17 protein-coding genes are annotated in these 18,747 nt (G+C 72.0%); 12 read left to right on the forward strand and 5 right to left on the reverse strand.

Features of this window, described 5'->3' with window-relative positions:
- Positions 1-199 precede the first annotated feature (199 nt).
- Complete coding sequence (locus ABZ911_RS20320) at positions 200-943, reverse strand: class I SAM-dependent methyltransferase (RefSeq protein WP_358057618.1); 744 nt, start codon at positions 941-943, stop codon at positions 200-202.
- An 18-nt stretch (positions 944-961) separates the two neighbouring features.
- Between ABZ911_RS20320 and ABZ911_RS20325 the strand changes: the two genes are divergently transcribed.
- Positions 962-2,119, forward strand: coding sequence for a crosslink repair DNA glycosylase YcaQ family protein (locus ABZ911_RS20325; RefSeq protein ID WP_358057621.1), 1,158 nt, complete (start codon positions 962-964; stop codon positions 2,117-2,119).
- 51 nt (positions 2,120-2,170) lie between these two features.
- Here the strand turns inward: ABZ911_RS20325 and ABZ911_RS20330 are convergent, their stop codons facing one another.
- On the reverse strand, positions 2,171-4,114 hold the full coding sequence (locus ABZ911_RS20330; RefSeq protein WP_358057624.1) for a hypothetical protein: 1,944 nt from the start codon (positions 4,112-4,114) through the stop codon (positions 2,171-2,173).
- A 126-nt stretch (positions 4,115-4,240) separates the two neighbouring features.
- Here ABZ911_RS20330 and ABZ911_RS20335 point away from each other — a divergent pair, with 126 nt between their 5' ends.
- Positions 4,241-5,113 (forward strand): hypothetical protein, encoded by an 873-nt coding sequence (locus ABZ911_RS20335; RefSeq protein WP_358057627.1) that lies wholly within the window; start codon positions 4,241-4,243, stop codon positions 5,111-5,113.
- Positions 5,114-5,249: 136 nt separating this feature from the next.
- On the opposite strand, the gene ABZ911_RS20340 is transcribed toward ABZ911_RS20335, so the two are convergent.
- Both ABZ911_RS20340 and ABZ911_RS20345 read right to left on the reverse strand, forming a co-directional pair.
- Positions 5,250-6,197, reverse strand: a complete 948-nt coding sequence (locus ABZ911_RS20340) for an MBL fold metallo-hydrolase (RefSeq protein ID WP_358057630.1) — start codon at positions 6,195-6,197, stop codon at positions 5,250-5,252.
- Positions 6,198-6,639: 442 nt separating this feature from the next.
- The gene (locus tag ABZ911_RS20345) at positions 6,640-8,295 is read right to left on the reverse strand and encodes a DUF1015 family protein (protein WP_358057633.1); all 1,656 of its coding nucleotides are present in this window, start codon (positions 8,293-8,295) and stop codon (positions 6,640-6,642) included.
- An 86-nt stretch (positions 8,296-8,381) separates the two neighbouring features.
- Between ABZ911_RS20345 and ABZ911_RS20350 the strand changes: the two genes are divergently transcribed.
- Positions 8,382-8,804, forward strand: a complete 423-nt coding sequence (locus tag ABZ911_RS20350) for a tetratricopeptide repeat protein (RefSeq protein WP_358057636.1) — start codon at positions 8,382-8,384, stop codon at positions 8,802-8,804.
- Between the two features lie 79 nt (positions 8,805-8,883).
- Positions 8,884-9,849, forward strand: a complete 966-nt coding sequence (locus tag ABZ911_RS20355) for an HAD-IIA family hydrolase (protein ID WP_358057639.1) — start codon at positions 8,884-8,886, stop codon at positions 9,847-9,849.
- Between the two features lies 1 nt (position 9,850).
- Here the strand turns inward: ABZ911_RS20355 and ABZ911_RS20360 are convergent, their stop codons facing one another.
- Positions 9,851-10,198, reverse strand: a complete 348-nt coding sequence (locus ABZ911_RS20360; protein ID WP_358057642.1) for an SCP2 sterol-binding domain-containing protein — start codon at positions 10,196-10,198, stop codon at positions 9,851-9,853.
- A gap of 156 nt (positions 10,199-10,354) precedes the next feature.
- On the opposite strand from ABZ911_RS20360, the gene ABZ911_RS20365 reads away from it, so the two are divergent.
- From ABZ911_RS20365 to ABZ911_RS20400, 8 genes are all read left to right on the forward strand, one after another.
- Positions 10,355-10,513 (forward strand): hypothetical protein, encoded by a 159-nt coding sequence (locus ABZ911_RS20365; protein WP_358057645.1) that lies wholly within the window; start codon positions 10,355-10,357, stop codon positions 10,511-10,513.
- Entirely contained in the window at positions 10,510-11,322 is an 813-nt protein-coding gene (locus ABZ911_RS20370) for a TlyA family RNA methyltransferase (protein ID WP_358057648.1), read from the forward strand. The genes ABZ911_RS20365 and ABZ911_RS20370 overlap by 4 nt, the downstream gene beginning before the upstream one ends.
- Positions 11,319-12,218: an NAD kinase gene (locus ABZ911_RS20375; RefSeq protein ID WP_358057651.1), complete on the forward strand. Its 900-nt coding sequence runs from the start codon at positions 11,319-11,321 to the stop codon at positions 12,216-12,218. Before ABZ911_RS20370 ends, ABZ911_RS20375 begins: the two co-directional genes overlap by 4 nt.
- A 71-nt stretch (positions 12,219-12,289) precedes the next feature.
- Complete coding sequence (gene recN / locus ABZ911_RS20380) at positions 12,290-13,999, forward strand: DNA repair protein RecN (RefSeq protein WP_358057654.1); 1,710 nt, start codon at positions 12,290-12,292, stop codon at positions 13,997-13,999.
- A 73-nt stretch (positions 14,000-14,072) separates the two neighbouring features.
- A complete protein-coding gene (gene steA, locus ABZ911_RS20385) occupies positions 14,073-15,269 on the forward strand; it encodes a putative cytokinetic ring protein SteA (protein WP_358057657.1) in 1,197 nt (398 codons plus the stop codon).
- Entirely contained in the window at positions 15,266-16,234 is a 969-nt protein-coding gene (locus ABZ911_RS20390; RefSeq protein WP_358057660.1) for a copper transporter, read from the forward strand. The genes steA and ABZ911_RS20390 overlap by 4 nt, the downstream gene beginning before the upstream one ends.
- Position 16,235: 1 nt before the next feature.
- Positions 16,236-17,096, forward strand: a complete 861-nt coding sequence (locus tag ABZ911_RS20395) for a hypothetical protein (RefSeq protein WP_358057663.1) — start codon at positions 16,236-16,238, stop codon at positions 17,094-17,096.
- A complete protein-coding gene (locus ABZ911_RS20400; RefSeq protein WP_358057666.1) occupies positions 17,093-18,730 on the forward strand; it encodes a lipid II flippase MurJ in 1,638 nt (545 codons plus the stop codon). The genes ABZ911_RS20395 and ABZ911_RS20400 overlap by 4 nt, the downstream gene beginning before the upstream one ends.
- The last annotated feature ends 17 nt before the right edge of the window (positions 18,731-18,747 follow it).

An 18,747-nucleotide genomic window follows, 5' to 3' on the forward strand; every position in this document is an offset into this window, starting at 1 on the left:
GTACTGCACTCGGGAGGGTGTGGGAGAGTAGGTCGCCGCCGCACAAATATTGATACGAAAGGGCCACCCCGCATGGGGTGGCCCTTTCGTCGTTTACCCCTCCCGGGCGTTGATGCGAAAGGGCCACCCCGACGAGGTGGCCCTTTTTCGTTTCCCCCTCCGGCCGTGCCTTTCGACCCTCGCTCAGGTTCTCTCGTGTTCAGGTGCGGGAGCGGAGGATGAAGACGCCCCAGCCCAGGTGCTGCCTGCCGTACTCGAGGTGGGAGCGTCTGCTGCGGTGCAGGAAGTCGCGTATCGCGGGGGTGTCGGCGTCGTCGGGGTTGGCCAGGAGCCAGTCGCTGAGCGTGCGCCATTGGGGCGCGTAGTAGCGGTCCCAGTCGTCCTCGTTGGAGAGGACCATTTCGATGAGCTCGAAGCCGCTCGCCTCGAAACGGTCCTCCGTACCGGAGAGCGAGGTGAAGGTGCCGGGCTCGAAGCCGAGGGATTCGGCCGCTTCCGGAGGCGGCGGAGTGGCCCAGTAGCACTCGCCGACCAGCACGAGGCCGCCGGGGCGGAGTGCGAGGCGCATCAGGGCGAGTGTGCCCTCCAGGCCGCCGCCGATCCAGGTCGCGCCGATGCAGGAGACGAGATCGAAGGACGCGGGCTCGGCCTGGTACGCTCCCGCGTCACCGGCCACGAACTCCAGGCGCGACGACACCCCCAGCTCGGACGCCCGCCGGCGAGCCGCGTCCAGGAACACCTCGCTCAGATCCACGCCCACGCCGTGCAAGCCGTACCGGGCGGCCCAGCGGGCCAGCATCTCGCCCTTGCCGCAGGCGAGGTCGAGTTGGCGGCTGCCCTCCTCGATCCGGCAGATCTCGCCGATCAGGTCGAGTTTGCCGTCGCTGAGCGGGTTCAGCAGGCGGTGGCCGGCTTCGGATATCTCGTGAAAGCGTAGTGACATGCCGGTCATCTTCCTGGGATGTCCCGCTGGAAGCGATTGAATATCGGCATGGCGCGGGTGACGGCGTTCCGGCTGGCGGGGCACGGTCTTGGCGTGCGCGGGGCGGACGTCGTCGAGGCCGCTGGGCGCTGCGGGGTGCAGAACGCGCCGCAGGGAGCGGCGGGCCTGGCACTCAACGCCAGGGTCGACGACGCGACCGGCACCGAGGCGGCGATCGAACGGGACAGGACGCTGCTGCAGGCGTTCTCGCTGCGTGCCGCTCCGCATGTCTTCCCCGCTGCCGACGCCGGGGTCGTCACCCTCGGCCTGCTGCCCGACGGCGAGGAGGAACTGCGCGACTACCTGCCGGGCGCGCTGCAGGCCCTCGACAAGGTACGGCTGAGCGCCACCGACGCGGTCGAGCTGGCCGCCGCCGCCCTGCTGGAGGTGCTGGACGGCCGGGCGATGACCAAGAACGACCTCGGGCGCGAGCTCGGCGGCGCTCTCACCGACCGGCTGCCGGGCCACGCCGACCGGAAGGCCTGGCGGTCGGCGTCCTGGTACGCGTCGGGGCAGTTTCTCGGCGAGTCGATCGTGCGGTTCGTGCTGCCCGTTCTGTCGCTGAAGGGGCTGCTCTGGCATGGCGGGCGGGAAGGGCGTTCGCCGTTGCTTCGCCGTACCGGCCAATGGCTTGGCAGGGAGGTCGGGCGGCCGGTGCGGGGGGAGCTGATGCGGCGGTACCTGCGGTGTTATGGGCCGTCGAACGCGGAGGAGTACGCGGAGTGGGGTGGGATCGGGCGGGCGCGGGCCCGGCGGGAGTTCGCCGCCGAGGAGCTGGTCGAGGCCGAGGGCGGGCGGTGGATCCATGCTGCCGACGCCGACTTCTTCGCCTTCCCGCCCCGGCCTGAGGGGGTCAGGTTTCTGCCCCCGCACGATCCGTACCTGCAGACTCGGGATCGGGGGCGGCTCGTGTCCGATCGGGCATGGCGGCGGGAGATCTGGCGTTCCAGCGGCAACCCCGGGGTGGTGCTCAGCGACGGAGAGATCGTCGCGACCTGGCGGCCGAAGTCCACCGGCGAGCGCCTCGACCTGACCCTGCGAGTACGCGGCACCCTGCCGCCCCGGCCCGCGCACGCCGAGGCGGTACGGCTGGCCGCCCAGCGAGGTCGGGCGCTCGGGCGGATTACCTGGAATTGACAGGTGCGATCGGACCACTTGGTGGCATGGGGGTATATCCGTCGGAGCCGGTCACGGGGATGCCCTGTGGCTTGCTAGGCTGGAGGCGCCGGGCCACCCCACCACGGGTGGCCTTCGTCGCGTCAGCCCCGGGAATCGGGCAGCGATCAGCCACGGTGGACCGTCGCGTTGGAGCACGAGTCCGCTGAGTGAGGCCAACGAAATGGACCAGAAGTGAACAGAGATAACGGATCGGACGGCGAGGGCCGCCGCGAGCAGGGCGGACAGAGCGGGCGCGGCGACAGCCCCCGCGACAAGGGGGATCAGGGGTCGCGGGACTCCCGCGGCGACCGTCCGTTCAGGTCCGACGACCGGTCCCGTGGGGGATACCGAGGGCGGGACGACAGGGGCGGCAGCCGCGACGACCGCGGTGGACGGCGTGACTTCGAGCGCCGCGATGACCGAGCCCCCCGCGAGGGCGGGTACCAGCAGCGTGAGAGCCGTGGGCCGCGCGAAGGCGGGTTCCAGCGTGACAACCGCGCTCCTCGCGAGGGCGGCTACCAGGGCCGGGATGACCGCGGGCCGCGCGCCGGTGGGTTCCAGCGGGACAGCCGCGGACCGCGCGAGGGGGGTTTCCAGCGGCGGGACGACCGCGCTCCCCGTGAAGGTGGCTACCAGGGTCGGGATGACCGTGGGCCGCGTGCGGGGGGTTTCCAGCGGGACGACCGCGCTCCTCGTGAGGGCGGATACCAGCGCCGCGAGGGTGGTTTCCAGCGGGACAGCCGTCCGCCTCGCGAGGGGGGTTTCCAGCGGCGGGACGACCGCGCTCCTCGTGAGGGCGGGTTCCAGCGCCGCGACGACCGTGGGCCGCGTGAGGGTGGCTATCAGCGGGACAGCGGCGCTTCCCGTGAGGGCGGATTCCAGCGGCGGGACGACCGGCCGGCCCAGAACCGCGACGACCGTGGGCCTCGTCAGGGCGGCTATCAGGGCCGGGACGACCGGGGCCCCCGCCAAGGCGGCTACCAGGGCCGCGATGACCGTGGGCCTCGTCAGGGTGGTTACCAGGGTCGGGATGACCGTGGGCCGCGTGCGGGTGGGTTCCAGCGGGACGATCGCGCTCCTCGTGAGGGCGGATACCAGCGCCGCGAGGGTGGTTTCCAGCGGGACAGCCGTCCGCCTCGTGAGGGCGGGTTCCAGCGTCGGGATGACCGTGGGGGATTCCAGGGCCGGGACGATCGCGGTCCGCGCCGGGACTCCGAGCGGCGGGACGATCGCGGTCCTTCGCGTCCGTTCCAGAACCGTGACGAGCGTGGGTACGCCAGCCGCGACGACCGTCCGAGCGACGACCGTCCCAGGGGCGGCTTCCGCGACCGCGACGACCGTGGCGGCCGGCCGTACCAGAGTCGTGACGATCGTGGTGCGGCCCCGCGTCGGGACGACCGTGGCGGGTTCCAGCAGCGGGACAGCCGTCCGCCTCGTGAGGGCGGGTTCCAGCGGCGGGACGACCGTGGTGGGGCCCCGCGCCGGGATGACCGTGCGCCTCGTGAGGGTGGGTTCCAGCGTCGGGATGACCGGGGGCCGTCGCGTCCGTTCCAGGGGCGGGATGATCGTCCCGGGGGTGGCTACCGTGATCGCGATGACCGGGGCGGGCGGCCGTACCAGAGTCGTGACGACCGTGGTGGGGCCCCGCGCCGGGATGACCGTGGCGGGTTCCAGCAGCGGGATGACCGCGGTCCGCGCCGTGAGGGTGACTCCCGGCCGTTCTCTCGCGACCGGTTCCAGAGTGACGGTCCCGAGGGACAGGGCAGGGCGAGGTACGGCAGGCCGGACGAACGGGATGAGGCGCCGCGTCGTGAGCCGCTGCCCGAGGTCGCGCCCGACATCACCGCCGAAGAGCTCGACAAGGATGTCCGCGACGAGCTGCGCTCCCTGCCCGGGGACCTGTCCGAGCTGGTCGGCAGGCACCTGGTCGCGGCCGAGCGGGCGCTCAGCGAGGACGACCCCGACAGGGCGCACGAGCACACCAAGGTCGCTCGCAGGTTCGCCGCGCGCATCGGCGTCGTCCGCGAGGCGGCCGGCATCGTCGCCTACCGCGCCGGTCACTTCTCCGAGGCGCTGAGCGATCTGCGTGCGGCGCGTCGGATGACCGGTTCGGATGCGTACCTGCCGGTCATGGCGGACTGTGAGCGCGGCATGGGGCGTCCCGAGCGGGCGCTCGACCTGGTCCGCTCGCCCGAGGCCGAGCGTCTCGACCGGGCCGGGCGGATCGAACTCGCCATCGTCGAGTCGGGCGCCAGGCGCGATCTGGGACAGCACGACGCCGCGGTCATCACCCTGCAGCGTCTGCCCGAACTGCGGGATCCGCAGCCCAGGCCGTGGTCGGCGAGGCTGTCGTTCGCGTACGCCGACGCGCTGGCCGAGGCCGGGCACGAGGAGGCGGCCACCGACTGGTTCGGCAGGGCCATGGCCTTCGACGACGAGGGCGAGACCGACGCGGCCGAGCGGTACGCGGAGATCACCGGAGCGGTCATCGAGGACCTGGAGGAGGAGTTCGAGGACGACTCGGACACCGATGCCGACACTGATGCCGATGCCGACTCGGACACCGACTTCGATGAGGCTCCGGTTGGGGTTGTCGAGGTTGCCGGTGGCGATGTGCTCGATGACGATGAGGAGGAGGACGAGCTCGAAGAGCTCGAAGACTCCGCCGCCAACGAGGTCGTCGAGAACGACGAGTCGGATGATTCAGATGATGACGAGTCGGGCGATGACGAGTCGGATGATGACGAGTCGGATGATGACGAGTCGGACGACGAGGGCGACGAGCACGAGGACGACTCTGACGAGGACGAGTCCGACGATGACGGCGGTTCCGCGCGTGAGGCGGTTGAGCCGGTGCAGGCCGAGGCCGCTGCTGCGGAGACGCCCGCCGCGGGTATCGGTCCGGCGTTCATCGAGCCCAACTTCGGTGACGTCCTAGACACACCGGACAAGCCCGACGCCAAGGACGCCTAACGGCTTTTCGCCGTACGGCGGGACCTGCGGGATCGAATCGAATCGCCGGGTACGGCATGCGCCGCGCATGCCGTACCCGGCGATTTCGTTGTGGCGCCTCGCCGGGGCCCGCGCGGGCCGCGACGCTGGGCCGGGCTCAACGACGCGTCGTGTTCCCGTTCGGGGAGGCGCGGTTGAGCCAGTGGAGGATGCCGGCGACGTTGGAGGGGGCGCCGCTGAGGAGCTCGAACTGCTCGGCGGTTTCGTCGTCGGTCTGCAGAGCGGTGTAGCGCTCGCGGGTACGGTCCCTGACCATGGCGACGGCGTGGTCCAGGTCCAGCCCTTCGGAGTGCGCCTGCTTGGTCAGGTCAACCCATACGCGAAGTTCTTCCGCCGAGCGCTCCAGCGTCTCCTGGACCGCGTCGACCGGGCCGTAGTGGCTGAACAGCAGGCGCTGCGGGCCGAGGGCCCCGAACAGGGCGATCGAGTCGAGCGCGGTCTCCAGGTCGAAGTCCGGCGGCGGGGTGGCGGGGCGAAGGTCGCCGGTCTGGGGGAGGTAGACGCCGGCGGCGTCCCCGACGTACAGGTCGCCGGTCGCCGAGTCGATCAGGCCCACGTGGTGCTTGGCGTGGCCGGGGGAGTAGTGGCTGCTCAGCGTACGGCCGTTGCCCAGGTCGATGGCGCCGGTGTCGCCCAGCGCCACGATGCGTTCGGCCTCGGTGGGGAACATCTCGCCGAACAGTGTGTCAAGTTGGTCGCCCCACACCATTTTGGCGCTGGCCATCAGCCTCGCCGGATCGACCAGGTGCCGGGCGCCCTTCTCGTGCACCACGACCTGCGCCGAAGGGAAGAATCTGGCGATGTCGCCCACTCCGCCCGCGTGGTCCAGGTGGATGTGCGTGACCACCACCGTGGCGAGATCCTCGGGGCCCACTCCCAGGGAGGCCAGAGCGTCGCGGACGATCGGCGCCGAGGTTGATGTGCCGGTCTCCACCAGGCACGGCCGGTCGCCCAAGATCAAGTATCCGGCGGTGATACCCGAAAAACCGGCCATCTTGGTGTCGATCTCGTAGACGTCGCCGCCGAGTTCGGTGATGTTATCCACAGCCCACCTCAATTCAGAAAGGACGATCCCCAGAATCACGTTCTCATCCCTCCGACCGTGCTCACAAATCGGAGACTCCTCCTGTGCGGTCCCGTGTAAGAGGCGATCGGCGGGATCGCGGGGCTCGGCGGTGGTGGAGGTCTGGTGCTACGGCGTGCGGCATACCAGGCCAAACCGCCAGGCCAAACCGCCTCCTGCGCGCCTCTTGGTACGGCTGCGCGGCTCTGTTCACGGTGTCGACACCTGCCGCCCATGGGGTGCGCGAGTCGCGAGGTGAGGACGGGGCGTGGGGTGAGGAGGGCTGCGGTGAGAACGACTGCGGTGAGGAGGCGTGGTGAGCAGGGGGCCTGGGCTGTGGGGCGAGGTGTGGCGTGTGGGGTGGGTGTTTTGGGATGGGGTGGGGTGGGTGTTTTGGGGTGGTGGGGCAGGAGGTGGGCGGGGGCTAGTCGATGGCGAAGGTGCGGAGGAGGAGGCCGGTGCGGGGCTTGGGGCCGAAGGAGGTTGATTTTCTGGGGACGCGTTCGCCCAGCGCGGCGACGGCGAGGACCTCTTCGACCTTCAGAGGGTTGAGGATCACGGCTGTTCCGCCGGACTCGATGGCCAGGCGGGTGGCGGTGTGGGCGTCGTGGTGGACGATGCGGACCGCCCACTCGTCGTCGCGCATCCCCCAGACCTTGGGCATCACGAACTCGGCGAGTACGGCGGTGTTGAGCGCGTTCCAGCGGGGGGAGTGGTCGGCTGGCATGGCATGGGAGAGCTGGAGCGGGTCGGGGGTGGTCAGGAGGTGGCAGGCGCCGTTCTCCTCGCCGGTCAGCAGGAAGGAGGGCTCTGGCGCGGTCTCCAGGGCGGCCAGGCCTTCGGCGAGGCTGGCAAAGTCGTGGACCTGCCAGGAGCCTTTCGCGCGGGCGGTGGCCTGGGTGGGCGGGAGACCGGGGATGACGCGGTGGATGGCCTTGAGATCGGGAGGGTAGGCGGTGGAGTCGACGAGCAGGGCGAGTCCGAAGTCCCAGGGGCCGTTGGTGCCGTGCGCGGTGTGTTCCTGCCGCTGCAGGGCCCGGTAGGTCGCGTACCTGTGGTGGCCGTCGGCGATCAGCGCCTGGTGGTCGTGGAGGCCGGCGTTGACGAGGTCCACTTCGGCGGGGTCGGTGATGGCCCATAGTCGGTGCCGCTGGCCGTCGTCGGTTCGCATGTCGGTGAGCGGCGTCCTGGTCGCGGCCACCTCCTCGACGAGGGCGGTCGCGGGGCCGCCGCCGCCACCGTAGAGCAGGAATATCGGCTCCAGGTTGGCCTCGGTGGTGCTCATCAGGGCGAGGCGGTCGGCGACGGGGCCCGGCATGACGTCTTCGTGGGGGAGCACGATGTGCTGTTCGGGGGCGGCCAGGAAGACGTCGCCGATGAGGCCGCGTTGCAGCACTCCGGGGCCGCTCTGCTCGTAGACGTACAGGGCCGGGTGCTCGTCGACGACGAGTATCCCGGAGGCCAGCCACGCCCGCAGCGTGTCCCTGGCCTCGGCGTACTTCTCATCGCCCGCGCTCAGGACCCGCACCAGATCAGAGGCTTCGCCGGAGTCGCGAACATCCGCCGGACCGGGGGCGCCCGCCGGACCAGGAGAGGCGTCCGACCCGAGGGTGCCGGTCGAGCTGGGGGCGGCGTCCAGACCGGGTGTGCTGGTGGAGCCGGGGGTGGCGTCCACACCGGGGGTGCTGGTGGAGCCGGGGGCGGCGTCTACGCGGGGGGCGCTGCCGAAAGTGGATGTGTCGCCTGGTGTAGGGGCGTTGGCGGGGATGAAGGGATCGCCTGGGTCAGGGCTGTCGCCCGGTCTCTTGGTGTCGGTCGCCGGATCAGCGCTGCCCGCGGGGCCGTTGGGGCCGGATGCGGCGACCGGGGCAGGAGGGTCGTCCGGACCGAAGGCGGGGAACGGAAGCGTGAGGCGGACGACATTGTTGGGATGGGAGAGGAGGAGGCGTTCCACGTCGCCTCTGCCGATGAGGTCGTACGGCGGGGACGTGACGGCGGCCAGGTCCGCGACGGCGAATCGAACGGCTCGGAAGGGTCGTAGCACCAGCCCGTCGGGCACTGGCAGTTCAGGAGTCCCCATACCGGGCATGTTCCCACAAAGGTCCGCATCTGCCCTGTGCACCCCAACGGTTCGTCACGAGTCCGTCGATAAAGGAGGCCCCGTACATGATCCACGAGGCGAACACCCCCGACCCTGCCCCAGGGGCTCCGGTGGGGGACGTCTACGACTGGTATCAGCGTGGTGTGAAGCTCTTGGCGGAGGGCAGCCCGGCGGCCGCCGCCGCCCTGCTGGAGCGGGCGGCCGAGGCGGAGCCCGAGTCGCGCAGCATCCGGGAGGCGCTGGCCCGCGCCCAGTTCAACTCCCGGCAGTACGCCGAGGCGGCCGACAGCTTCCGGTGGATCGTGGACGCCAACCCCGCCGAGGACTACGCCTACTTCGGGCTGGGGCTGGCCCTGTGGCGTACCGGCGACATGGAGGGGGCGCAGGAGCCGCTCGCCATCGCCGTCGCCATGCGGCCCGACCAGCGCCACTACGTGTCGGCGCTGAAGAGCGTGCGGGCGACGCTCCGTGCCCGCAAGGAGATGTGAGCGACCTGCGAATCGAACGGCGCCCGCGGACCTCGCGGCTAGAGTCTCACGCGGCGGGAGAGTCACGACGGAAAGAGACATGGTGCTGATCGACGGGTACGACACGTTGCTGCTCGATCTCGACGGGGTCGTCTACCTCGGCAGGCAGGCGGTGCCCGGCGCCCCCGAGGCGCTGCACCGGGCCCACCGCGAGGGGGTCCGCCTGGCGTACGTCACCAACAACGCCTCCCGCACCCCCGCCGCCATCGCCGCCCACCTGACCTCGCTCGGCGTCCCGGCGAGCGCCGAAGACGTGGTCACCTCCGCCCAGGCCGCCGCCCGGCTGGTCGCCGAGCGGGTCGAGCCCGGCGCGGCCGTGCTGGTGGTCGGCGGGATGGGGCTGCGGCAGGCGGTACGGGACCGCGGGCTGCGGCCGGTGTCCACCGCGGCCGAGGCGCCGGTCGCGGTGGTCCAGGGCATGTCACCGGACATCTCCTACGGCCTGCTCACCGAAGGCACGCTGGCCGTACGGCAGGGCGCGTGGTTCGTGGCCGCCAACGCCGACAGCACGATGCCCACGGGCCGCGGCGAGGTGCCGGGCAACGGCGCGATGATCCGGGTGATCGCCACCGCCACCGGGGTCGAGCCGGTCGTCGCGGGCAAGCCGGAGCCGCCGCTGCACCGCGAGTCGATGATCCGTACCGGCGCCCGCCGCCCGCTCGTGGTGGGCGACCGGCTGGACACCGACATCGAGGGCGCCGCGAACGCCGGCGTCGACAGCCTGCTCGTGCTCACCGGCGTGGCCACGCCGCTCGACCTGTTGACGGCCCCGCCCGAGCACCGGCCGACGTACGTGGCCGACGACCTGGCCGCCCTCCACCTGCCCTACGCGAAGGCAGGGCGCGGCTGGACGGCCCGCTGGATCGACGACCGGCTGCACCTCGAAGGCGACGGCGACCGGATCGACGGGCTGCGGGCCGCCTGCGCGGCCGCCTGGGCGGCGGCGGGCGACGGCGCCGTGGACGAGGACGCCGTCAAACCGGTCCTCGACCTGATCGGCTCGTAGCTCAGAGCAGGCGGCGCAACCGCAGCAGGTCGCCGAAGCTGGCGTCGATCTTCACCCGGCCGCCCAGCAACGCGCGGGCCAGGTCCAGCTCCCCGTCGACCAGGGCGATCAGATCGTCGCTGGCGATCGTGACCTTGACGTCGGCCGGCTTGCCGTCGGCGGGCGGGCCCTCGGTGAACGGGTCCAGCCCGCCATGGTGCAGCCGCCCGTGGAACATCAGGCCGAGATCGGTGATCCGGCAGCTCACGGTGCGCTCGACCACGTGCTTGGCGCGGTCCTCCTCGCCGATCTCGTCGAACTGTGCCACGAGCTTGGTCAGCGCGGCCCGGCACTCGTCGACGGTCGCCATAGCTGGTTGCCTCCCCAGGCTGCTGTTTCTACGGAAGGTAGCGTTCCACATGGGGAGCAGGTGAAATCCGGTACACCGGAATCGGTCTCCCCGACGCTCAACGAACGGCGGGGCCTTCATGGTGCCGCGGTGTCCGCCGTCCGATACGGTCGGGGCATGAGTGAGCTGCCGGAGGAGACCGGCGACGAGCGGGTCGACGCCGTGGTGGCGCGGCTGGCCGGTCTGGGCGCGCTGCCCGTGAACGAGCACGTCGCGGTGTTCGACGACGCCTTCGCCGGGCTGGAGGAGACGCTCGGGTCGGTGGACGGCCAGTGAGCCGGCGAGTCCGGCTCGACAGCGAGCTCGTGCGCCGGCGTCTGGCCAGATCGCGCGAACAGGCCGCCCAGCTGATCGAAGCGGGCCGGGTCACCGTCGGCGGCCAGGTCGCGGCCAAGGCCGCCACCCAGGTCGACACCGCCTCGGCGATCGTGGTGGCCGAGTCGGCGGAGGGGCCCGACTACGTCTCGCGCGGCGCGCACAAGCTGCTGGGCGCGCTGGAGGCGTTCGGCGAGCTCAGCGTGAAGGGCCGCCGCTGCCTGGACGCGGGCGCCTCCACGGGCGGGTTCACCGATGTGCTGCTGCGCCACGGCGCCGCCCACGTGCTGGCCGTCGACGTCGGGTACGGCCAGCTCGCCTGGTCGCTGCGCACCGACGAGCGGGTCACCGTGATGGAGCGCCTCAACGTGCGCGACCTCACCCCCGAGCTGGTCGGCGAGCCGCCCACGCTGGTCGTCGGCGACCTGTCGTTCATCTCGCTGCGCCTGGTGCTGCCCGCGCTGGCCGCCTGCGCGGCGCCGCGCGCCGACTTCGTGATGCTCGTCAAACCGCAGTTCGAGGTGGGCAAGGAGCGGGTGGGCGCGGGCGGGGTGGTGCGGGACCCGGAGCTGCGGGCGGGAGCCGTACGGGACGCCGCGGGTAAGGCGCGGGAGCTCGGGCTGAGCGTGCGCGGCGTGACCGCGAGCCCGCTGCCGGGGCCCTCGGGCAATGTGGAGTACCTCATCTGGCTGGGCAAGGGAGAGGGGGCGCCGCCGGTGGACGATCTCGAGGCGGAGATCCAGCGGGCCGTCGCGGAGGGGCCGCAATGAGCCGTACCGTGGTCGTCACCGCGCACACCGGGCGCGACGCGGCGGTCGAGAGCGCCCGGCTGGTGATCCACCGGCTGATCGACGCGGGGCTGACGGTCAGGGTGCTCGACCAGGAGGCCGCGGAGATCGGCTGCGCGGGCGTGGAGGTGGTGCCGGGGACGCCGGCGGCGGCCAAGGGCGCCGAGATGATGATCGTCCTCGGCGGCGACGGCTCGCTGCTGCGTACCGCCGAGATCGCCAGGCCGGCCGGCACCCCGCTGCTCGGCGTGAACCTGGGCCACGTCGGCTTCCTGGCCGAGGCGGAGGTCGCCGACCTGGCCGCCGCCGTCGACGGCGTCGTCGAACGCCGCTACGACGTCGAGGAACGCATGACCATCGACGTGGTCGCCCGGCAGAACGGGCAGGTCCTGGCCGACACCTGGGCGCTCAACGAGGCCGCGGTGGAGAAGGGCGAGCGGATGCTGGAGGTGGTCGCCGAGATCGACGGCCGCCCGCTGTCCCGCTGGGGCTGCGACGGCGTGATCTGCGCGACCCCGACCGGCTCGACCGCGTACGCCTTCTCCGCGGGCGGCCCGGTGGTCTGGCCGGAGGTGGAGGCGCTGCTGCTGGTGCCCAACAGCGCGCACGCCCTGTTCGCCAAGCCGCTGGTGGTCTCGCCGCGCTCCACCCTGGCCATCGAGATCCTCCCGGACACCCCCGGCGGCGTCCTGTGGTGCGACGGCAGACGCCGCTTCGACCTGCCCGCGGGCTCGCGCGTCGAGGTCCGCAGAGGCGAGCTGCCGGTACGGCTGGCGCGCCTGTACGGCATCGAGACCACCGGCGCACCCTTCACCGACCGCCTGGTCGCCAAGTTTGAATTGCCAGTCCAGGGCTGGCGCGGAAGGGTGCGTCCCTGACTCAATGGAGCCGGGAGCGCGTAGGATCGCATGCGCACAGGTGTTCGGTGTCGACGGGACAGGAGTGGCCAGTGCGACCCAGGGTCGAGGAGGTCCGCATCCAGGGACTCGGCGTCATCGACGAGGCCGTCCTGGAGCTTTCGCCCGGCTTCAACGTGGTCACCGGCGAGACCGGGGCCGGTAAGACGATGGTCGTGACCGGGCTCGGGCTGCTCTTCGGCGGCCGGGCCGACCCGGCCAGGGTGCGTCCCGGCGCGGACCGGGCGACCATCGAGGGCACCCTCGTCATCGAGTCCGAGGGCCGGGTCGCCCAGCAGGTCGAGGACGTCGGCGGCGAGATCGAGGGCGGCGAGCTGATCATCTCGCGCACCGTTTCGGCCGAGGGCCGCTCCCGGGCGTGGCTGGGCGGGCGCACGGTGCCGGTCGGCACGCTGACGTACCTGGCCGACGACCTGGTGGCCGTGCACGGGCAGATGGACCAGCAGCGGCTGCTGCAGCCCGGCAGGCAGCGCGCCGCCCTCGACCGTTACGCGGGGGACGAGCTGGTCAAGCCGCTGCGGGCCTACTCCCAGACGTACAAGCGGCACAAGCAGGTCGCCGTGCTCCTGGAGGAGCTCACCACCAGGGCCAGGGAGCGCGCGCAGGAGGCCGACATGCTGCGCTTCGGCCTGGAGGAGATCGAGAAGGTCGACCCCAAGGCGGGCGAGGACACCGACCTGCGCGGCGAGGAGGAGCGGCTGGCGCACGCCGACGCGCTGCGCGGCGCGGCGACCTCCGCGCACTCCGCGCTGCTCGGCGACCCGATGGAGTCCGACGGCGGCGCCCGCGACGTGATCTCGCTGCTCGGCGAGGCCCGCTCCGCCGTCGAGGCGGTGCGCGACTTCGACCCGCAGCTCGCCGGGGTCGCCGACCGGCTCGCCGAGGCCGGATACCTGATCTCCGACGTGGCCACCGACCTGGCCGCCTACGCCGAGTCCATCGAGGCCGACCCGGCCAGGCTCGCCGCGATCCAGGAGCGCAGGTCGCTGCTGACGGGACTGATCCGCAAGTACGCCCAGGACAGCGCGGGCGTGCTCGCCTGGGCGCAGCGCTCGGCCGAGCGGCTGGCCGAGCTGGAAGGCGACGACGACCGCATCGGCGAGCTGACGGCCGAGCTCGACGAGCTCACCCTCCGGCTGACCGACCAGGCCGGTGAGCTGACCAGGATCCGCACGGCCGCCGCCGAGCGCTTCGGCGAGGCCGTCACCGCTGAGCTGACCGCGCTGGCGATGCCGCACGCCAGGGTCACCGTGCTGCTCACCCCCGCGGCCGACTTCGGGCCCGACGGCGTCGACGACGTCGAGCTGCGGATGGCCGCCCATCCGGCCGCGCCGCCGCTGCCGCTCAACAAGGGCGCCTCCGGCGGCGAGCTGAGCCGCGTCATGCTGGCCATCGAGGTGGTGTTCGCCGGTGCCGACCCGGTGCCGACGTTCGTCTTCGACGAGGTCGACGCGGGTGTGGGCGGCAAGGCGGCGGTCGAGATCGGCCGGCGGCTGGCCAGGCTGGCGCGGACCGCCCAGGTGATCGTCGTCACCCACCTGCCGCAGGTGGCCGCGTTCGCCGACCAGCACCTGGTGGTGGAGAAAGCCGGTGACGGCAGCGTGGTGCGCAGCGGCGTGGTCCGGCTCGACCACGACGGACGGGTGCGCGAGCTCTCCCGGATGCTGGCGGGCTTGGAGGACTCCGAACTGGGCAGAGCACACGCCGAAGAGCTCCTGGAGATCGCCTCAGCGGATCGGTGATTCTGTGTGACATACCTGACACGCCGCGCAGTGCACGACGTTTGCGCTCGTCCGCTCTGGCAGGATGGTCATGATGAAGGTTCCTGTGAACAAGATTCGGAACCTCCGCGGGCGGAAGGTCGGTGACCTTCCCGGTGTCACGGCAGTGGCGAGGGTCGATCGACGGACCAAGAGGCTGACCAAGCGCCTCAAGTCTGGTGAAATCGCGATCATCGATCACGTCGACGTGGACCGGGTCAGCGCGGAGGCGCTGGTCGCGTGTGGCGCGGCGGCGGTGGTCAACATTGCCGCCGGAATCAGCGGGCGCTATCCCAACCTCGGCCCGCAGATCATCGTCGAGGCGGGCACCCCCTTCGTCGACAACGCCACCCCCGAGCTGTTCGAGCGTGTTCACGACGGCGACGTGGTCAGGCTGCACGAAGGCGTCGTCTACCTCGACGACGAGGTGGTCGGCAAGGGCGACATCGAGACGGCCGAGACCATCGAGGCCGCCATGGCCGAGGCCCGCGCCGGGCTGTCGGTGCAGATCGAGGCGTTCGCCGTCAACACGATGGAGTATGTCCGCCGCGAGCGCGAGCTGCTCATCGACGGCGTCGGCATGCCCGAGATCCGCACCGTCATGGACGACAGGCACGTCCTCATCGTGGTCCGCGGCTACCACTACAAGGAGGACATCGCCACCCTCCGCCCGTACATCAGGGAGTACCGCCCGGTGCTCATCGGCGTCGACGGCGGCGCGGACGCGCTGCTGGAGGCGGGCTACCTGCCCGACATGATCGTGGGCGACTTCGACTCGGTCTCCACCAAGGCGCTGACCTGCGGCGCGGAGCTGGTCGTGCACGCCTACCGGGACGGCAGGGCACCGGGCCTGGAGCGGGTGCACCAGCTCGGCAGGGAAGCGGTGCTGTTCCCGGCCACCGGCACCAGCGAGGACATCGCGATGCTGCTGGCCGACGACAAGGGCGCCGAGCTGATCGTCGCCGTCGGCACCCACTGGACACTGGTGGAGTTCCTCGACAAGGGCCGCTCGGGCATGGCCAGCACCTTTCTCACCAGGCTGCGGGTGGGCAGTAAGCTCATCGACGCCAAGGGCGTCAGCCGCCTGTACCGCAGCCGTATCTCGATGCCCTCGCTGCTGCTGCTGGTGGCCACGGCGCTGGTCACCATGGGCGTGGCCGTCTTCAGCTCGCCGATCGGCCAGACCTGGCTGAACGGCATGCAGGACATCTGGAACGCCTTCACCTTCTGGCTGGTCGGACTCTTCTCGTGATCGATTTCCGGTATCACCTCGTCTCCATCGTCGCGGTCTTCCTCGCGCTGGCCGTCGGCATCGTCATGGGCAGCACCCTGCTCACCGATCCGGCGATCGAGCTGGCCAAGCGGACCAGCGATCATCTGGCCAAGAACAACAAGGACCTGCTCGGGGAGCTCGACGTGCTGCGCGGCCGGGAGTCGGCCAACGACGCGTTCATCACCCAGGAGACCGGCCAGCTCGTCCGCACCCAGCTCGCCGGCGAGCGGGTGCTCCTGGTGGAGTCGCCGGGCGCGTCCTCGGCCCTGCGGGAGAGCCAGCAGCAGGTGCTCGTCCAGGCGGGCGCGGTCGTCAGCGGCCGGATCACCCTCACCGACAAGTACGCCGACCCCCGCCAGTCGAACCTGATCAACGAGCTGTCCACCCAGCTCAAGCCAGCCGCGCTCAACTACCCGGGCACCGACCCGTACCAGAACGCCGCGACGCTGCTGGCTGACGCGACGGTCACCAACGACGAAACGCTGGCGGGCACCGAGGACGCCGCCCTCGCGGGTGTGCTGAGCGCCTTCGAGAAGGCGGGCCTGCTCTCCCTCGATGGGGCACCGGCCAAGCGGGCCACGACGGTGGTGATGTTCGCCCCCGAGAAGCCGTACGAGGGCGAGAGCGCCGAGGCGCAGGCAGGTGCGCTCGTCGCGCTCGCCGGCGGACTGGACACCGGAAGCCAGGGCGCGGTGGTCGCCGGGACGATCGCGTCGTCGGCGGCGGGCGGTCTGCTGGGCGCCGTGCGCGACAGCGGCGACGTCGGCGCGGCCGTCTCCAGCGTCGACACGCTCGACATGCCCGCCGGCCGGGTCGTGGTCGTCTACGCCCTGCACGAGCAGTTGCAGGGCAAGGCGGGTCACTACGGTCTCGGCACCGGCGGCTCGCCCTTCCAGCCGGCTGCCACCACTCCCACCCCCACCCCCACGTCGTCAGGGAGCTGACATGGCTCGTGCTCTGCTGTGCGCCCTCGCTGGCGCGGCGCTAGGCGCCGCCGCCGCCCGTGCGGCCTACACCGCCCTCACCCGCACCCGCAGGCCGGAGCCGCACGAGAAGGCCGAGCCCAGCAGGTGGACGCGCACCAACCACCGGGGCGAGCCCGTCACCATGCTCGAAGGGCCCGCGTTCGTCGCGGGCGTCGGCGCCGCGACCGCGCTGGTCCCGGGCCTCCCCGACCGGGTACGGCTGGCCGCGCTGCTGGTCGGCGCGGGCAGCGGCGCGCTCGGCGCCTACGACGACCTGTACGGCGCGACCTCCTCCAAGGGCTTCAAAGGCCACCTGTCCGCGCTGGCCAGGGGCGAGGTCACCAGCGGCGCCGTGAAGATCCTCGGCATCGGGGCGACCGGCCTGGCCGCCGCCGCGCTGGTCTCGCGGGGCCCCCTCGACACCGCCGTCAACGGCGCCGCGATCGCCGGCAGCGCCAACCTCGCCAACCTCTTCGACCTGCGTCCCGGCCGCGCCATCAAGGTCGGCCTGCTGGCCGGCGGCCCGCTGCTGGCGCTGTCGGTGCTGCGCGACGACCCGGTGACGGCCGTGCTGACCGCGGTGCCGCTCGGCGCCGCCGCCGCGCTGCTGCCCGAGGACCTGGGCGAGCGCGCCATGCTCGGCGACGCGGGCGCCAACACGCTCGGCGCGCTGCTCGGCCTCGCCGCGGTGACCAGGCTCGGCCGCCCCGGCAGGCTGGCGCTGCTCGGCACCGTCGCGGCGCTCACCGCCGCCTCCGAGAAGATCAGCTTCACCCGTGTCATCGCGGGCAACCGGGTGCTCAACAAGGTCGACATGCTGGGCCGCCGCCCCGTCGCATGACCGGTCGTCTCGCGCGCGGCGTCGCGGGCGCGGCGCTGCTGATCGCCGCGATCACCGCGCTGGCCAGGGCGGTGGGCTTCGGCCGCTACCTGGTGCAGGCGCAGACCCTCGGCAACGGCTGCCTGAACACCGCCTACAGCACCGCCAACCTCGTCCCCAACGTCCTCTTCGAGCTCGTCGCGGGCGGCGCGCTGGCCGGCATGGTGGTACCGGTGCTGTCCGGGGCCGCCGCCGATCCCGCGCGCCGGGACGAGACGGGCCGGATCGCCTCCGCGCTGCTCACCTGGGTCACCCTGATCCTGCTGCCGCTGACGATCCTCATCGCGCTGTTCGCCGAACCCATCGTCACGCTGCTGACCGGGGCGCAGGTGCCGAACTGCGAGGACGCCCCGGTGATCGCCGTCGGCGCGGACATGCTGCGGGTCTTCGCGCCGCGCATGCTGTTCTTCGGCGTGGCCGTGGTGATCTACGGCGTGCTGCAGGCGCACCGCCGCTTCCTCGGCCCCGCTCTGGCGCCGCTGGTGTCCAGCCTGCTGATCGTCGCCTCCTACCTGGCCTTCCTGCCGGTCGCCGAAGGCGCCCAGAAAGACCTGGCGAAGCTGACCACGGCAGGGGAGCTGACCCTGTCGCTCGGCGCGACGATCGCGGCGGCCGCCATGGTCGTCACCGTGCTCGGACCGGTGGCCCGGCTGCGCCTGCGCTGGCGGCCCACGCTGAGCTTCCCGCCCGGCGTGGCCGCCGAGGCGCGCAGGCTCGGGCTGGCGGGCGTGTCGGTACTGGTCGCCCAGCAGCTCACCCTGATCGTCGCGGTACGGCTGGCCAACCACGTGGGCGGAGCCGGGGCGCTGCCCGTGTACAACTACGCGTGGGCGCTGCTGCAGTTGCCCTACGCGGTGCTGGCCGTGCCGATCGCGACCAGTGCGTTCCCCGTGCTGTCGAGGCGGGCGGCCGAAGGGGACAAGGCGGGGTTCGACGGGCTCGCCGCCTCGACGACCAGGGCGGTGCTGCTGCTGTCGGGGCTGGCGGCCGGGGTGATGGCGGCGATCGCCGTACCGACCGCGCGGGTGTTCCAGCTCGGCATCGCCGACGGCGACCCGGAGATGATGGCGTGGGCGGTGGCGCTGTTCGCGCCCGGTCTGGTCGGTATCGCACTGCTGTACCAGCTGGGGCGGGTGCTGTACTCCTCCGGGCACGGGCGGGCCGCCGCCACCGCGACCGTGGCCGGGTGGGCGGTCACGATGGTCTGCCAGCCTTTCTTCGCGCTGCTCGCCCCCGAGACCAGATACGTGGTGGGCGCGCTGGCGCTCGGTAGCACGGTGGGTATGACCGCGGGTGGCATCATGATCGTGATGGCCGTGCGCAGGGTCGCCGGGCCCGGCGCGCTGGCCGGGTTCCGCAGGGCCGCCATGGCGGCGGTGGTGGGGGGAGTGGCGGGCTTCGGCGCGGGGATGGCTGTGGTGCTGCCGCTCGCCGAGGCGTCGCGCGTGCTCAGCGTGGCGGTCGCGCTCGGCTCCGGGGCCGTGGCGGCGGCGGTGTTCATGGGCGTGGCGTACGTGATCGACAAGCGGGACGCCACGGCCGTCCTGGCCAGGTTCGCCCGGCGCCGCCGGGCGGGCGCGAAGGAGAGTGCCTGAGTGGTGCTCCCACCGGG

The sequence above is a fragment of the Nonomuraea sp. NPDC046570 genome, assembly GCF_040645915.1.
GTDB lineage: Bacteria > Actinomycetota > Actinomycetes > Streptosporangiales > Streptosporangiaceae > Nonomuraea.

What these genes read in the sequence shown, in the direction of transcription:
- ABZ911_RS20320 (WP_358057618.1), bottom strand. Translation starts at nt 943, where the DNA reads ATGTCACTACGCTTTCACGAGATATCCGAAGCCGGCCACCGCCTGCTG.
- ABZ911_RS20325 (WP_358057621.1), top strand. Translation starts at nt 962, where the DNA reads ATGTCCCGCTGGAAGCGATTGAATATCGGCATGGCGCGGGTGACGGCG.
- ABZ911_RS20335 (WP_358057627.1), top strand. Translation starts at nt 4,241, where the DNA reads ATGACCGGTTCGGATGCGTACCTGCCGGTCATGGCGGACTGTGAGCGC.
- ABZ911_RS20345 (WP_358057633.1), bottom strand. Translation starts at nt 8,295, where the DNA reads ATGGGGACTCCTGAACTGCCAGTGCCCGACGGGCTGGTGCTACGACCC.
- ABZ911_RS20350 (WP_358057636.1), top strand. Translation starts at nt 8,382, where the DNA reads ATGATCCACGAGGCGAACACCCCCGACCCTGCCCCAGGGGCTCCGGTG.
- ABZ911_RS20355 (WP_358057639.1), top strand. Translation starts at nt 8,884, where the DNA reads ATGGTGCTGATCGACGGGTACGACACGTTGCTGCTCGATCTCGACGGG.
- ABZ911_RS20360 (WP_358057642.1), bottom strand. Translation starts at nt 10,198, where the DNA reads ATGGCGACCGTCGACGAGTGCCGGGCCGCGCTGACCAAGCTCGTGGCA.
- ABZ911_RS20365 (WP_358057645.1), top strand. Translation starts at nt 10,355, where the DNA reads ATGAGTGAGCTGCCGGAGGAGACCGGCGACGAGCGGGTCGACGCCGTG.
- ABZ911_RS20375 (WP_358057651.1), top strand. Translation starts at nt 11,319, where the DNA reads ATGAGCCGTACCGTGGTCGTCACCGCGCACACCGGGCGCGACGCGGCG.
- steA (WP_358057657.1), top strand. Translation starts at nt 14,073, where the DNA reads ATGAAGGTTCCTGTGAACAAGATTCGGAACCTCCGCGGGCGGAAGGTC.
- ABZ911_RS20395 (WP_358057663.1), top strand. Translation starts at nt 16,236, where the DNA reads ATGGCTCGTGCTCTGCTGTGCGCCCTCGCTGGCGCGGCGCTAGGCGCC.
- ABZ911_RS20400 (WP_358057666.1), top strand. Translation starts at nt 17,093, where the DNA reads ATGACCGGTCGTCTCGCGCGCGGCGTCGCGGGCGCGGCGCTGCTGATC.